Annotated in this window: 13 protein-coding genes; 7 read left to right on the top strand and 6 right to left on the bottom strand. The window is 69.8% G+C overall.

The features are described 5' to 3' along the window. Positions 1-35 precede the first annotated feature (35 nt). The 4 genes from macS to OG446_RS08720 all read left to right on the top strand — a co-directional run bounded on the left by macS (position 36) and on the right by OG446_RS08720 (position 4212). Positions 36-1262, top strand: a complete 1227-nt coding sequence (gene macS / locus OG446_RS08735; protein WP_328893476.1) for a MacS family sensor histidine kinase — start codon at positions 36-38, stop codon at positions 1260-1262. Then, positions 1259-1954, top strand: a complete 696-nt coding sequence (locus tag OG446_RS08730; protein WP_328893475.1) for a response regulator transcription factor — start codon at positions 1259-1261, stop codon at positions 1952-1954. The genes macS and OG446_RS08730 overlap by 4 nt, the downstream gene beginning before the upstream one ends. A gap of 110 nt (positions 1955-2064) precedes the next feature. Further along, positions 2065-3093, top strand: a complete 1029-nt coding sequence (locus OG446_RS08725; protein ID WP_328893474.1) for a 6-phosphofructokinase — start codon at positions 2065-2067, stop codon at positions 3091-3093. A gap of 114 nt (positions 3094-3207) precedes the next feature. Next, positions 3208-4212: a 2-hydroxyacid dehydrogenase gene (locus tag OG446_RS08720; RefSeq protein ID WP_328893473.1), complete on the top strand. Its 1005-nt coding sequence runs from the start codon at positions 3208-3210 to the stop codon at positions 4210-4212. Between the two features lie 33 nt (positions 4213-4245). Here OG446_RS08720 and OG446_RS08715 read toward each other — a convergent pair whose 3' ends face one another. The 3 genes from OG446_RS08715 to OG446_RS08710 all read right to left on the bottom strand — a co-directional run bounded on the left by OG446_RS08715 (position 4246) and on the right by OG446_RS08710 (position 9121). Then, positions 4246-6189 carry an anthranilate synthase family protein gene (locus tag OG446_RS08715; protein ID WP_328893472.1) on the bottom strand — a complete coding sequence of 648 codons (1944 nt, stop codon included), beginning with the start codon at positions 6187-6189 and terminating at the stop codon, positions 4246-4248. Positions 6190-6288: 99 nt separating this feature from the next. After that, entirely contained in the window at positions 6289-6345 is a 57-nt protein-coding gene (locus OG446_RS37150) for a trp operon leader peptide (protein WP_073735655.1), read from the bottom strand. A 91-nt stretch (positions 6346-6436) separates the two neighbouring features. Then, the gene (locus OG446_RS08710) at positions 6437-9121 is read right to left on the bottom strand and encodes an N-acetylmuramoyl-L-alanine amidase (protein ID WP_389260540.1); all 2685 of its coding nucleotides are present in this window, start codon (positions 9119-9121) and stop codon (positions 6437-6439) included. Between the two features lie 252 nt (positions 9122-9373). On the opposite strand from OG446_RS08710, the gene OG446_RS08705 reads away from it, so the two are divergent. Together OG446_RS08705 and OG446_RS08700 are read left to right on the top strand one after the other, a co-directional pair. After that, the gene (locus tag OG446_RS08705) at positions 9374-10720 is read left to right on the top strand and encodes a class II 3-deoxy-7-phosphoheptulonate synthase (protein WP_328893470.1); all 1347 of its coding nucleotides are present in this window, start codon (positions 9374-9376) and stop codon (positions 10718-10720) included. Between the two features lie 182 nt (positions 10721-10902). Further along, the gene (locus OG446_RS08700) at positions 10903-11208 is read left to right on the top strand and encodes a (2Fe-2S)-binding protein (protein WP_328893469.1); all 306 of its coding nucleotides are present in this window, start codon (positions 10903-10905) and stop codon (positions 11206-11208) included. Positions 11209-11245: 37 nt separating this feature from the next. Here OG446_RS08700 and bfr read toward each other — a convergent pair whose 3' ends face one another. Then, positions 11246-11725, bottom strand: coding sequence for a bacterioferritin (gene bfr / locus OG446_RS08695; RefSeq protein WP_326663200.1), 480 nt, complete (start codon positions 11723-11725; stop codon positions 11246-11248). A gap of 154 nt (positions 11726-11879) precedes the next feature. Here bfr and OG446_RS08690 point away from each other — a divergent pair, with 154 nt between their 5' ends. Continuing rightward, positions 11880-12512, top strand: a complete 633-nt coding sequence (locus tag OG446_RS08690; RefSeq protein WP_328893468.1) for a sulfite oxidase-like oxidoreductase — start codon at positions 11880-11882, stop codon at positions 12510-12512. A gap of 24 nt (positions 12513-12536) precedes the next feature. Here the strand turns inward: OG446_RS08690 and OG446_RS08685 are convergent, their stop codons facing one another. Continuing rightward, positions 12537-13067: a DUF4396 domain-containing protein gene (locus OG446_RS08685; RefSeq protein WP_328893467.1), complete on the bottom strand. Its 531-nt coding sequence runs from the start codon at positions 13065-13067 to the stop codon at positions 12537-12539. 88 nt (positions 13068-13155) lie between these two features. Further along, positions 13156-14013 (bottom strand): deoxyribonuclease IV, encoded by an 858-nt coding sequence (locus OG446_RS08680; protein ID WP_328893466.1) that lies wholly within the window; start codon positions 14011-14013, stop codon positions 13156-13158.

The following is a 14013-nucleotide window of genomic DNA, read 5'->3' as shown; positions in this document are numbered from 1 at the left end:
GGCGCGGTGGTCCGCCGGGGGCGGGGGAGAACAGCATGGCCAAGCGTGTACGTGTGGTGCGGATGTCGGTCGAGCAGCCACTGTGGCGCGCCCTGACCGCGTACCGCATCCTGACGATGCTCTACGCGATCCTGCTCGCCGTCTTCGGGCGCGAGAAGTACGACCGGCCGTGGGTGGCCGTCGCCTTCCTGGCCGTCATGACCGTCTGGACGCTCGCCACCCTGCCGAAGGTCGCGGGTGCCGCTGCCTGCACCAAGCGCTTCCTGGGCGCGGACCTCACGCTCGCGCTCATCGGCATCCTCGTCACCCCGCTCGCCGACTTCCAGGCCCAGCACGTCGACGGCCCGACGCTGCCGTCCATCTGGACCGCCGGATCCGTCCTGGCCTTCGCGATCAAGGGCGGCTGGCGATGGGCGGCGTTCGCCTCCACCTTCGTCGCCGTCGCCAACCTGATCGAGCGCGCCGAACCCAGCCGCGACACCCTGCACAACGTCCTGCTGGTCTGGGTCGCCTCCATCGCCATCGGGTACGTCGTCGAGGTCGCCCGCGCCAGTGAGCGCACCCTCGCCCGCGCCCTGGAGATCGAGGCCGCGACCCGGGAGCGGGAGCGTCTGGCCCGCGACATCCACGACAGCGTGCTCCAGGTCCTCGCCATGGTGCAGCGCCGGGGCACGGCGATCGGCGGCGAGGCCGCCGAGCTGGGCCGGATGGCCGGGGAGCAGGAGGTCGCCCTGCGCACCCTGGTCTCCAGCGGACTGGTGCCCCCCACCCGGGTCTCCGAGGACGCGGCCGAGGGCGCCGTCGTGCGGACCGTGGAGACGGACGACGACGAGACCGCGGCCCCGGCCGAGACCGATCTGCGGGCCCTGCTCGCGCCGCATGCCGGATCCCGGGTCACCTTCGCGGAACCCGGCGCACCGGTCCTGCTCACGCCCGCGGCGGCCGGGGAACTGGCGGCGGCCGTCAGCGCCGCCCTGGACAATGTCCGGGTGCACGCGGGGGAGAGCGCCCAGGCGTGGATCCTGGTCGAGGACTGGCCGGACGAGGTGATCGTCACGGTCCGGGACGACGGACCGGGCATCCCCGAGGGCCGGCTCGCCCAGGCCGAGGGGGAGGGACGCCTCGGCGTCGCCCTGTCGATCCGCGGGCGGCTGCGCGATCTGGGCGGTACGGCAGAGCTGATCTCGGTGCCCGGTCAGGGCACCGAGGTCGAATTGAAGGTTCCGAAGGTTTCACGGGGGAAGGCGGGTTCGGTCCGATGAGCGGAGCACACGAAGAAGGCGCGGGGCAGCAGCGGCCCATCAGGGTGATGGTCGTCGACGACCACCCGATGTGGCGTGACGCCGTCGCCCGCGACCTGGCCGAGTCGGGCTTCGACGTGGTGGCGACCGCGGGCGACGGCCCGCAGGCCGTCCGCCGGGCCGGGGCCGTCACCCCCGACGTCCTGGTCCTCGACCTCAATCTGCCCGGGATGCCGGGCGTCCAGGTGTGCAAGGAGCTCGTCGGGTCGCAGCCCGGACTGCGCGTCCTGGTGCTCTCCGCGAGCGGCGAGCACGCCGACGTACTGGAGGCGGTCAAGTCGGGTGCCACGGGCTATCTGCTGAAGTCGGCGAGCACTCAGGAGCTGACCGACGCGGTCCGCTCCACCGCCGTCGGCGACCCGGTCTTCACCCCCGGCCTCGCCGGACTCGTCCTGGGCGAGTACCGCAGGCTGGCCTCCGAACCCGCACCCGTCGCGTCGAACGAGCCGAAGGCCCCGGAGCTCACCGACCGGGAGACCGAGGTGCTGCGGCTGGTGGCCAAGGGGCTCTCGTACAAGCAGATCGCCGAGCGGCTGGTCATCTCGCACCGCACCGTCCAGAACCACGTCCAGAACACCCTGGGCAAGCTCCAGCTGCACAACCGGGTGGAGCTCGTGCGGTACGCCATCGAGCGCGGCCTCGACGACGTCTGAGATCAACACCCGCACATTGCGCGGGAATTGACCGTCCCGACCATCCCGAAGTGACCTGGATCACCCTTAGCGTGGAGCTGAGTGAGCTCACTTCGGCGAAGGGATGCTTCATGCGGGTCGGAGTACTGACCGGGGGCGGCGACTGCCCCGGGCTCAACGCGGTCATCCGCGCCATCGTCCGCAAGGGCGTGCAGGAGTACGACTACGACTTCATCGGCTTCCGGGACGGCTGGCGCGGAGCGCTGGAGGGCGAGACGGTCCCGCTCTCCATCCCGGCGGTGCGCGGCATCCTGCCGCGCGGCGGCACCATCATCGGATCCTCGCGCACCAACCCGCTCAATGCCGAGCAGGGCGTCCGCCGGGTGCGGGAGACCCTCGCCAAGTACGAGGTCGACGCACTCGTCACGATCGGCGGCGAGGACACCCTCGGTGTGGCGGCCACCCTGTCCGACACGTACGGCGTCCCCTGCGTCGGCGTGCCCAAGACCATTGACAACGACCTGTCCGCCACCGACTACACCTTCGGCTTCGACACCGCCGTCAACATCGCGACCGAGGCCATCGACCGGCTGCACACCACGGCCGAATCCCATATGCGGGTCCTCGTCGTCGAGGTGATGGGCCGCCACGCGGGCTGGATCGCCCTCCACTCCGGGCTGGCCGGTGGTGCCAACGTCATCCTCATCCCCGAACAGCGCTTCGACATCGACCAGGTCTGTGCCTGGGTGACCTCCCGGTTCCGGGCGAGCTACGCACCGATCGTGGTGGTCGCCGAGGGGGCGGCGCCCGCCCGGGGGGAGATGGTCCTCAAGGACGGTTCGCACGACTCCTTCGGCCATGTCCGCCTCTCCGGCGTGGGCGAGTGGCTGGCCAAGGAGATCGAGAGCCGGACCGGCAAGGAGGCCAGGACCACCGTGCTCGGCCATGTCCAGCGCGGCGGCACCCCCAGCGCCTTCGACCGCTGGCTGGCCACCCGCTTCGGGCTGCACGCCATCGAAGCCGTGCGCGACGGCGACTTCGGGAAGATGGTCGCCCTGCGCGGCACGGACATCGTGCGGGTGCCGATAGCGGAGGCCACCGCCCGCCTCAAGACGGTCGACCCGGCCCTCTACGCGGAGGTGGGGGTCTTCTTCGGCTGAGCGGCGAGCCGGGGGAGCGGGCCGTATATTCGCGATGACCGGCCCTGCGGGGCCCGCTCCCGGAGCGGGCCCCGCACCCAGGGCCTTTCGCCCGCATCAGTCACAGGAGACGTCGTGGAAATCCTGGCCTTCGGTGTGCAGTCCGACGAGAAGCCTCTGATCGAGAAGGCGTTCGCCGGGAAGCACGAGGTGCGCTGCCTGGACGTCTTCCTCAACCGGGACACCGCCCCCATCGCGGCGGGCTACGAGGTCATCTCCACCAGTGTCAACGCCGACCTGGGCGGCAAGGTCCTGCAGACCCTCGCGGCCGGCGGCACCCAGATGATCGCCCAGCGTTCCACCGGCTTCAACAACATCGATCTGGACGTCGCGGAGCGCCTCGCCCTGCGGGTCTCACGGGTCTCCTGGTACTCGCCGTACTCGGTCGCCGAATTCGCCTGGACCCTCGCCATGGCGGTCAACCGCCGCGTGGTCCGCGCCACGATCCGCACCCGGGACTTCGACTTCCGCCTCGACGGCCTCCTCGGCCGGGACATGCACGGCCGCACGGCCGGCATCATCGGCACCGGCAAGATCGGCGAGGCGTTCACCCGTATCGCCCATGGCTTCGGCATGAATCTGCTCGGCTGGGACGTCGCGGAGAACCCGGCCTGCGTCGAGCTCGGCATGCGGTACGTCGACAAGGAACAGCTCCTCGCCGAGTCCGACCTGATCAGCCTGCACGTCCCCCTGCTGCCCGCGACCCACCACATCATCGGCAAGGACGCCCTGGGCCGCATGAAGGACGACGCGATCCTGATCAACTCCAGCCGCGGCGGACTCATCGACACCACGGCCCTGGTCGAGGAGTTGCGGGCGGGCCGGCTCCTGGGCGTCGGACTCGACGTGTACGAGGCGGAGGCCGGGCTCTTCTTCCTCGACAAGTCCCTGGAGGGCGTCGACGACGACACCCTGGCCCGGCTCGTCACCTTCCCGAACGTCCTCGTGACCTCGCACCAGGCGTACTACACCGAGGACGCCCTGGGCCAGATCATCGCGGCCACCGTCCAGAACGTCGACGACTACCTGGCCGGCCGCCGCAGCGAGAACGTCCTGGTCCCCGCACCGCCCGGACCCTGAGAACCTCACCGGGGCCCGGGCGTCCGGGGAACATCAGCCGCGTACCGGAAGCCCTGCCAGCAGCTCGCCCACGATCGTCGACCCGCGCAGCGTCAGCACCGACTCCGGGTGGAACTGCACCGAGGCGAAGCCGTCCCCGCGCAGCGCGTGCAGCTCCCCGGTCGCCGGGTCCAGGCTCGCCTCGATGCCGTGCGCCGCCAGTTCGGTGGCCGCCGCGTCGTCGCAGCGCGCCGTGAAGCTGTTGTAGAAGCCGACGGTCTCCGGGCGGCCGAACAGATCGATCCTGGTCTGCGCGCCCTGGTACGGGACGGTCTTGCGGACGATGTCCAGACCGAGTTCCGCCGCGATCAGTTCGTGCCCCAGGCAGACCCCGAGCAGCCCGTGCCGGTGATCCCGTACGAGTTCCGCGGTCAGCGCGCGCAGCAGCCGCATCTTCGGGTCGGCCGCGTCACCCGGGTCGCCGGGGCCGGGGCCCAGCACGACGGGCCCCTCGTGCGCCCGGACGGCCTCGCGCAGCCCCGGCTCGTCGTAGCGGCGCACCGACACATCGAGACCCGAGGCACGCAGCAGATGTCCCAGCATCGAGGTGAACGTGTCCTCGCCGTCGACGACCAGCGCATGACCGGACAATGTGCCGGTGCGCTCCTGCATCCGCAGCCAGAACGGCGCCAGCCCGTCGCGCCGGGCATCGAGCGCCGCCCGCACCCGGGGATCGTCCGCCAGTCGCGGCCTGGCGTCCTCGGCCTTCGGCCGCCCCGGCCGCACCCCCAGCGCGGTCAGCACCCCGGCCGCCTTGGCGTGGGTCTCGGCGACCTCGCTCTCCGCGTCGGAGTGGCGCACCAGCGTCGCCCCGACGGGCACCCGCAGCTCGCCCCGGGCCGAGATGTCGGCGGTCCGGATCAGGATCGGCGAGTCCAGCGTCTGCGTACCGTCGGGCGCCTGCCGCAGCAGCGCCAGCGCGCCCGCGTAGTAGCCCCGCCCGCCGGACTCGTACCGCTCGATGACCCGGCAGGCGTTCTGCACGGGGGAGCCGGTGACCGTCGCCGCGAACATCGTCTCCTTCAGGACCTCCCGCACATCCAAGGAGGAGCGGCCGCGCAACTCGTACTCCGTGTGCGCGAGATGGGCCATCTCCTTGAGCCGCGGCCCGATCACCACCCCGCCCATGTCGCCCACGGTGCACATCATCTTGAGCTCCTCGTCGACCACCATGGAGAGTTCCTCGGTCTCCTTGCGGTCCCCGAGGAAGGCCAGCAGGTTCTCGGCGGTCGGTCCCCCGGCGGGGTAGCGGTAGGTGCCGCTGATCGGATTCATCACGACCGTCCCGCCGGACATCCGCACATGCACCTCGGGGCTCGCGCCGACCAGGGTCCGCCCACCCGTCGCCTGCCGCCGCCCCGATGAGGAGGGTCCTTCGGACCCGCTGTCGCCTGTGTGCACGACGAACGTCCAGTACGCACCCCGCTCACCGGCCAGCAGCCGCCGGAACAGGGCCAGCGCGTCCGCCCGGCCGAAGCCCGGGATCTCGCCCCGGAAGGTCCGCCGGATGACGAAGTTCGCGCCCTCGCCCCGGCCGATCTCGTCCTCGATGACGCGGCGCACGGTGCCCGCGTACTCCTCGTCGGACACGTCGAACGCGCCGCCCTCGACCCGCACCTCGTGGGCGGGGAGCGCGTCCAGGGTGTCGTCGAGGGGCAGTTCGTACGTCTCGTCGGCGACCAGCACGGTCAGCGGTGTGCCGTCGTCGCGGACGTCGAAGCCGCGCTCGGCGATCTGCCGGAACGGCACCAGGGCCAGGGTGGGCCGTTCACCCACCGGGAGGTCGGCGAGGCGGTCGGCCTCGTGGACCCGGCCGATCAGCACCTCGACGGTGTCGTGGTCGTGGCCGGGGGTGCGCCTGCGCAGCAGGGCGAAGGGCGGGCAGTCGTCGCCGAGGAGCCTCTGGACGATCGTGTGCGATGCGGTGTGCGGTGACATCTGCGGTGTTCCTTCCACTGGAATCAGCTGGGAGGAACGGCCCCTGGACATGGGAAAGGCCGCCCCTCGGGCGGCCTCTGCGTCGTTGTGTACGCGCGATCAGTGGGCCGCCGGATGAGCGGTCCACCACCAGTTACGGGTCGAGTGCGCGAACATGCCCGAACCATAACCCATGTCGCACGCGTGAAGGGGCCCGTTCCGCCCGACGGGCGCAACGGACCCCTTCACCGATCCGGTCCGAAGACGATCAGACCAGCGTGTTGTAGATGCCCCAGCCGCCGCCGACCTTCGCCATCGGAGCGAACGGCTTCGCCATGTCACCCGTGGAGCGGTAGAACCAGAGCACGCCCGCGCTGTCCCGGGCGATCAGGTCCGGGATGCCGTCACGGTTCAGGTCGCTCGGGCCCAGGAGGTCCTTGAAGACGCCCCAGCCCCTGCCGACCTGGGTGCGCGTGGCGTACGGCACGGTCGCGTTGCCGCTGCCCTTGTAGAGCCACAGCACGCCGGACTTGTCCCGCGCGACCAGGTCCGCCTTGCCGTCCCCGGTCAGGTCACCGGTGGAGACCAGCGTGTTGTAGACACCCCAGCCGCCGCCGATCCGTGTCTTGGCGAGGAAGGGCTTCGCGGGCGTTCCGGTGCCCTGGTAGAACCAGAGGACGTTGGAGGCGTCGCGGGCGATCAGGTCGCCCTTGCCGTCACCGTTCAGGTCGCGGGCGCCCCACATGCCGTTGTAGACACCCCAGCCGCCGCCGACCTTGAGGCGTGCCTTGAACGGCTGGTCCGGGTTGCTGCTGCCCTGGTAGTACCAGAGGTAGCCGCTCTTGTCGCGGGCCACCATGTCGCCCGTGCCGTCGGCGCGCAGGGCCGTCATCGCGGTGATCGTGTTGTAGCCCTGCCAGCCCGGACCCACCCGGTAACGGGCGTGGAACGGGACCGTGGGGCTGCCGGTGCCCTGGTACTGCCAGAGCACACCGGCCGCGTCACGGCCCAGGATGTTGTAGCGGTTCGTGCCGGGGTCCGGCGCGACGCTGGAGCTGGTCTGGACGTCGCTCGCCTTCACCCATGCCATGCGGTGGTTGTAGCGGATCGGGACGTAGACGGTGGTGCCGACGAGGTTCCGCTGGGCGGAGACGAACCAGTCGTCGCCCTTCACCTCCGGGCCGGCCTTCACGTATGCCTGGCCGGCGGGGAGCGTGTACTTCGTCAGGTAGTCCGGGTTGTCGGTAGGAGCCTCCAGGCCCGCGGCCGTGTAGGCGGCGGTCTCCGGGTAGGAACGCCCGTAGATCCGGACCGTCACCCCGGCCTTGGCCTTCACCAGGCTGGGGGAGGAGGCGAGCGGCACGGTGTACTGGCCGCCGGGGTTGTAGAACCAGGCCTTCTTCCCGCCGTACCAGATCGCCGTCCAGTTGGTCCGCGCCTCGGCGACGACGTAACTGCTGCCCGCGCGAACCTTGTTGCCCCAGTTCGAACCCTCGCTCCAGAGGGCCGTGAAATAGGGGTCGCTCAGTGTCGTCGCGGTCGTCGACGGCGAGGTGTAGAGGTAGCCGAAGTTGGCCGGCCGCGCGCTGACAGCCTTGGTGCCGTACGTCAGCTTCGGTTGGTTGGCCGTGGTGAACGGCGGCACCACACGGACGACCTGGCCCGCCTGGACCGGCCCGCCGGCGCCACCGGCGCCCGTCGGGGCGCCCATCAGGCCCATGAAGTGGTTCCAGTCCCAGAAGGGGCCCGGGTCCCAGTGGGTGTCCTTGGAGGACCTGTCGAGCTGTACGGGCACCTCGTCGTGTCCGATGATGTGCTCACGGTCCAGCGGAATGCCGTACTTGTCCGCCAGGAACTTCACCAGGGCCGAGGTGGACTCGTACTGCGGCTCGCTGTACCAGCTGCTCTCCTTGATGGCGTAGCCCTCGTGCTCCACGCCGATGGAGTGCATGTTCAGGGTCCAGTTGCCCGCGTGCCACGCCAGGTTCGTGTTCTCGACCATCTGGGTGACCAGACCGTCCGAGGCGCGGACCAGGTAGTTCGCGCTCGCGAGCGTCGCCGGGTTCGTGAGCGTGTCGAGCGAGCCCGCGTAGCTTCCCTCGGTGTCGTGGATCACGATCTGGCGGATGTCGACGCCCTGTGCGGGCCGCTGTGCGGGCGAGTAGGAGCGCTGGCCCGTGCTCGACGTCCTGGCGGGAACGAAGTTGCAGTTCAGACCGGACGGGCATTCGGGCGTGGGGGTCGCGGTGGTGCTCGCGAAGCTCGCGGCGAGCGGCACCTTCGACGGCTTGACCGGCTCGATGGAGGGGGCGGCCGGAAGCGTGACCACCTGGCCGTCCTGTGTGACGGCGCGCTCACCGGTCTTGATCGACTCGAAGACGCGCTTCGCGAAGAGGTCGGCGCCCTTCTTGTCCGGCGACTGGCTGAAGCGCGCCACGGCCGGATACCACCGGGCCGCGTCGTCCGGCAGCGAGTCCGTCGCCTCGCGCTGGTACTCGGCGAGCAGTGCCGCGCCTGCGCGGATGCTCTCCTCGGTGTCGTCCCGGACCTCGTCCGCGCCGGCGTCGATGAGATCGGCGGCCTTGTCCAGGGTGTGCAGCCGCGGATCGGAGGTGTCGACGCTCTTCTTCGGCAGGCTGCGCAGCACCTTGGCGGGGTCGAAGGTCTTCTCGATCTCCGGCCGTCCGCTCAGGTTCATGTGTGCCAGACGTTCGTCGTCGTCCGGCTGCTCCACGTCGTCGGGCGACACACTGGTCAGCCCCATCACGTTGTACGCGCCGCTGGTGCTCGGCTCGCCGTCGTGGCTCTCCCAGCGCGTCTGCCGGTACGAGACCGCCATCAGGACGCTCTGCGGTACGTCGAACTCGGACGCCGCGTCCGCGAACTGCTTCTGCAGCTCGGCGGAGGCCGGAACGGACTTCCCGTCGCTGGTCGCGGTGTCCTGCGAGGCCATGGCCAGAGTGCCGATGGTCGCCGTCGCGACGACTGCGGCGCCGACTCCGTACAGCAAGCGTCTCTTCTTGAGGTCCCTGCGGTGATTCCGCTTCAAAGCCCCACCCCTGTGGTCCACTTGTTCAATTCAGAAAGGTGTGACGCTAGCAGGCCCGACGGTGCCCCCCGTCACTGACCGTGCCGAGTGTCCGTCTCATCCGTTGGGCACCCGGAAAAACAGTGGACGCGACCCCGTAATGTGGGAGCCGTGACCGTGAACGCCAATACCTCCGTCGCCGGTGGCAACACCTGGCGAGACCTTCCCGCGGCGCAGCAGCCCGAGTACCCCGACTCCGAGGCGCTGCGCGATGTACTCGCGGACCTCGCGTCGTATCCGCCGCTCGTCTTCGCGGGCGAGTGCGACCAGCTGCGTGCCCGCATGGGAGCCGTCGCCAAGGGCGAGGCGTTCCTGCTGCAGGGCGGTGACTGCGCCGAGGCCTTCGACGCCGTGTCGGCCGAGCACATCCGCGCCAAGCTGAAGACGCTGCTCCAGATGAGCGCCGTCCTCACCTACGCGGCCTCCGTGCCCGTCGTCAAGGTCGGCCGGATCGCCGGGCAGTACTCCAAGCCGCGCTCCAAGCCGACCGAGACCCGCGACGGCGTGACGCTGCCGACCTACCGGGGCGACTCCGTCAACGGCTTCGCCTTCACCGAGGCCGAGCGCGTCCCGGACCCGGAGCGGCTGAAGCGGATGTACCACGCATCCGCCTCCACGCTGAACCTCGTCCGCGCCTTCACCACCGGTGGTTACGCGGACCTGCGCCAGGTGCACGCCTGGAACCAGGACTTCGTGAAGTCGTCCCCGTCCGGCCAGCGCTACGAGGCCCTGGCCCGCGAGATCGACAACGCGCTGAACTTCATGAAGGCGTGCGGTACGGACCCGGCGGAGTTCAAGGCCGTCGAGTTCTACGCCTCGCACGAGGCCCTGCTGCTGGACTACGAGTCGGCGCTGACCCGCGTCGACTCGCGGACCGGCCAGCTGTACGACACGTCGGCCCACATGGTGTGGATCGGTGAGCGCACCCGCCAGATGGACGGCGCGCACATCGAGTTCGCCTCGAAGATCCGCAACCCCATCGGCATCAAGCTCGGCCCGACGTCCACCGTCGACGAGGCCCTCGGCTACATCGAGCGCCTCGACCCCGAGCGCGAGCCCGGCCGGCTCACCTTCGTCGTCCGGATGGGCGCCGACAAGGTCCGCGACAAGCTCCCGGAGCTGGTCGAGAAGGTCACCGCCTCCGGCGCGACCGTGGCCTGGGTGACCGACCCGATGCACGGCAACACCTTCGAGGCCGCGTCCGGCCACAAGACCCGTCGCTTCGACGACGTCCTGGACGAGGTCAAGGGCTTCTTCGAGGTGCACAAGGGCCTCGGCACGCACCCGGGCGGCATCCACGTCGAGCTCACCGGTGACGATGTCACCGAGTGCGTCGGCGGCGGCCACGAGATCTTCGTGGACGACCTCCACCAGCGTTACGAGACGGCCTGTGACCCGCGGCTCAACCGCAGCCAGTCGCTGGACCTCGCGTTCCTGGTCGCCGAGATGTACCGGGACCAGTAACCGGGACCGGCGGGCGTCACCGAACGCGGCGCATGCATGACTGTGGGGCACGGATCCATGTGATCCGTGCCCCACAGGGCGTTCCGGGGCTTTTGCCGATGTTGAGGGCCGGGTAAGGTTAGGTTAGCCTCACCGATTATCGGGGCGGCACCCACGATCCATCCCGCCGGGAGGTGAACCGCATGTACGTCTGCTCGTGCTTCGGCGTTACGGAGCAGCAGGTCAAGAAGCATGCGGAGGACGGTGCCTGCACGCCCCGCCAGATAGCGTCCGCCTGCAAGGCGGGGACCGACTGCGGAAGCTGCGTCCGCACCATCCAGGCCATGCTCGGCCGCGGCTCCTGCCCGCGTCGTGACCTGCTCGACCAGAAGCTCACGCCCGGCACCGCGGACCGTGTCACGGCCGGCGCCGCTCCCGATGCCGATCCGCGCATCGCCCCCGGCGTCGGCCCCGTTTCCGCCCCGGTCGCTCTCCCCGACGCCGCCTGAGCCGCCCCGGCCGCCCGCGCGGGCGGGCCCGCTCCCGTCAGCTGTCGGGCTGCTCGATCAGCTGGGCGATGTAGAGCGGCTCACCGAGCTTCTCGACCAGCTCCAGCTGGGTGTCGAGATAGTCGATGTGGTGTTCCTCGTCAGCCAGGATCGACTCAAAGATATTTGCGGACGTGATGTCGCCCTTGGTGCGCATGAGCTCGATACCGCGCTTGAGGCGGTCGATCGCCTCCACCTCGACCTGGCGGTCCGCCTGGAACATCTCGGTGACCGTCTGGCCCACCCGTACATGGAAGAGCCGCTGGTAGTTCGGCAGTCCGTCGAGGAAGAGGATGCGGTCCGTCAGGATCTCGGCGTGCTTCATCTCGTCGAAGGACTCGGAGCGCGTGTACTTCGCGAGCTTCGTCCAGCCGAAGTTGTCCTGCATCTTTGCATGCAGGAAGTACTGGTTGATGGCAGTCAATTCGGCGGTCAGCTGTTCGTTCAGGAACTCGAGGACCTCGGGGTCGCCCTGCATCGCAGAGGCTCCTTCCAACCGGTGAACTGGGCAAGATGGCCGCATCCTCGCATCGCACCCGGTGGTCGTCCAGTAAGTGCATGCTTAGTAGGAGTTGCCCGAATCGCCGCTGCCCTGGTCATGACCACCCCTGCCTGTCTGTCACCATGGAGTCATGGGTCAGCCGGAAAGCCGGGAACACCGCGCATCAGAGCAGTCCGAGCTTCCGCCGGGACAGCGACTGCAGCGTGGGTGGCCGGTTACCCACTACGGGCCGGTGCCCAAGTTCAAGCCCGACCGCTGGGAGTTCCGCGTCTTCGGCGCCACGGCCGACGGTGAGAAGCACTGCTGGAACCATCAGGAGTTCTCCGCGCTGCCGTTCTCCTCGGTCGTCGCCGATCTGCACTGCGTGACCAAGTTCAGCATGCTCGGCGCCGAGTGGGGCGGGGTTCTGGCCCGTGACGTCGTGGCGCTGGCGCCCCCGGCGCCGCAGGTCACCCACGTCATGGTCTGGGCCGAGTACGGCTTCAGCTCCAACCTCCGGCTCGACGACTTCACCTCCGAGCGGGCCCTGTTCGCCACCCACAAGGGCGGCGAACTCCTCACCGCCGAGCACGGTTTCCCGCTCCGGCTCGTCGTGCCGCATCTGTACGCCTGGAAGGGCCCCAAGTGGGTCCGGGGCATCGAGTACATGAGCGCCGACCGTCGCGGCTTCTGGGAGGAGCGCGGCTACCACAACATCGGTGACCCGTGGAAGGAACAGCGCTACTCCTACCAGGAGGAGCCCGGGGAAGGCCCCGAGCTCTGATCCTGCTGTTCCCCCCGTGCCGACTCAGTGGTGGTACTGGTGCACCACCGCGTGCCCCTTGCCGCGCCCGATCATCCACTTGTTCACCGGTGTGGTGACGACGAAGGCGACGGCGAGCGAGATCGCGAGGGCTCCCCAGAACAGGACGTCCGAGAGCATGGCGTCCATGGCGCCGGGCCACAGGACGATCACCCCGTTGTCGATCAGCTCCATCACCGCGATGGAGATCGTGTCGGCCGCGAGCGCGATCCGGAACGCCGTCCTGAAGTCGACGCCCGAACTCAGGACGGACCGCAGCGTCAGCGTGTAGCCGAAGAAGAACGCCAGGACGATCGCGAGTGCCATCGTCGGCATGTTGCCCCAGCCGAGCGCCGTGCCGATCACCATGCCGAGGATCTCGCCGATGGCGCACCCGGTGAGGCAGTGGAGCGTGGCCCGCGCCGCCATCGCCCAGCTCGCGCCGCCCGAACGGTGGCCGGAGTGGTGGGTGTGGCCGGAGTGCTCGGGGTGGTCGGTGTGCCCGGCGTGCTGTGTGTGATCTGCGTGATCCTGCATGGTGAACCCCCAATGCCGAGGAGCGGTTCCTGCCGATAGGGAGAACCGTATACCCCCATGGGGTATTCCCGAGGGTGTTTCCCCCCGGTCAGCCCTGGCCGCGCAGCTCCTTCAGCCGGGCCACGTCCGCCGCATGGCCCTCCTTGCCGCCCGGTGTCTCGATGACCAGCGGAACGCCCTCGGTGGCCGAGTGGGAGAAGAGCTCCCGGAACGGCTCCTCGCCGATGTGGCCGGCCCCGATGTTCTCGTGCCGGTCCTTGTGGGCCCCGGCCACGTCCTTGGAGTCATTGGCGTGGATCAGCTTCAGCCGGCCCTCGCCGACCGTCTCCACCAGCAGGTCGAGCGTCGCCTTCATGCCGCCCGGACCGGCCAGGTCGTGTCCCGCCGCGAAGATGTGACAGGTGTCGAGGCAGACGCCGAGCTTCGGATGGGCGTCGAGCGCGTCGAAGTACGGGCCGAAGTCCCAGGTGCGTGAGCACAGCGAGAAACCCTGTCCCGCCGTCGACTCCAGCAGCAGGAACGGGTCGTCGTCGTGCGTCAGCTCGTCCAGCAGCGGCCGCATGTGGGTGCGCACCTGCGCCAGCGCCTCCTCCCGCGGCCGGCCGTTGGTCGCCGAACCGGTGTGCACCACGACACCCAGGGCACCGATCTCGCGCGCCCGGCGCAGGGAGTGGCGCAGGGACTCCACGGACCGCTCCACGGTCGCCGGGGTGTGCGACCCGAAGTTGATCAGGTACGGGGCGTGGACGTACGCGGGTATGGACTCGGCGGCGCACTCGGTACGGAACAGCTCGTCCTGCACCGGGTTGCCTGCCGGGGTCGCCCAGCCGCGCGGATTGGCCACGAAGACCTGGACGGCCTCCGCGCCCATCTCGCGTGCGTAGGACAGGCCGACCTTGGAGAGGCCGCCGGCCACCGGGACGTGGCCGCCGACGGGGTTGCGCAT

The organism is Streptomyces sp. NBC_00236, assembly GCF_036195045.1.
GTDB lineage: Bacteria > Actinomycetota > Actinomycetes > Streptomycetales > Streptomycetaceae > Streptomyces.
This window is presented reverse-complemented; position numbering and strand designations above follow the sequence as displayed.

Excerpts from the sequence above, each read along its gene's own strand:
- macS (WP_328893476.1), top strand. The coding sequence starts at position 36 with ATGGCCAAGCGTGTACGTGTGGTGCGGATGTCGGTCGAGCAGCCACTG.
- OG446_RS08730 (WP_328893475.1), top strand. The coding sequence starts at position 1,259 with ATGAGCGGAGCACACGAAGAAGGCGCGGGGCAGCAGCGGCCCATCAGG.
- OG446_RS08725 (WP_328893474.1), top strand. The coding sequence starts at position 2,065 with ATGCGGGTCGGAGTACTGACCGGGGGCGGCGACTGCCCCGGGCTCAAC.
- OG446_RS08715 (WP_328893472.1), bottom strand. The coding sequence starts at position 6,189 with ATGTCACCGCACACCGCATCGCACACGATCGTCCAGAGGCTCCTCGGC.
- OG446_RS08710 (WP_389260540.1), bottom strand. The coding sequence starts at position 9,121 with ATGGCCTCGCAGGACACCGCGACCAGCGACGGGAAGTCCGTTCCGGCC.
- OG446_RS08700 (WP_328893469.1), top strand. The coding sequence starts at position 10,903 with ATGTACGTCTGCTCGTGCTTCGGCGTTACGGAGCAGCAGGTCAAGAAG.
- bfr (WP_326663200.1), bottom strand. The coding sequence starts at position 11,725 with ATGCAGGGCGACCCCGAGGTCCTCGAGTTCCTGAACGAACAGCTGACC.
- OG446_RS08690 (WP_328893468.1), top strand. The coding sequence starts at position 11,880 with ATGGGTCAGCCGGAAAGCCGGGAACACCGCGCATCAGAGCAGTCCGAG.
- OG446_RS08685 (WP_328893467.1), bottom strand. The coding sequence starts at position 13,067 with ATGCAGGATCACGCAGATCACACACAGCACGCCGGGCACACCGACCAC.
- OG446_RS08680 (WP_328893466.1), bottom strand. The coding sequence starts at position 14,013 with ATGCGCAACCCCGTCGGCGGCCACGTCCCGGTGGCCGGCGGCCTCTCC.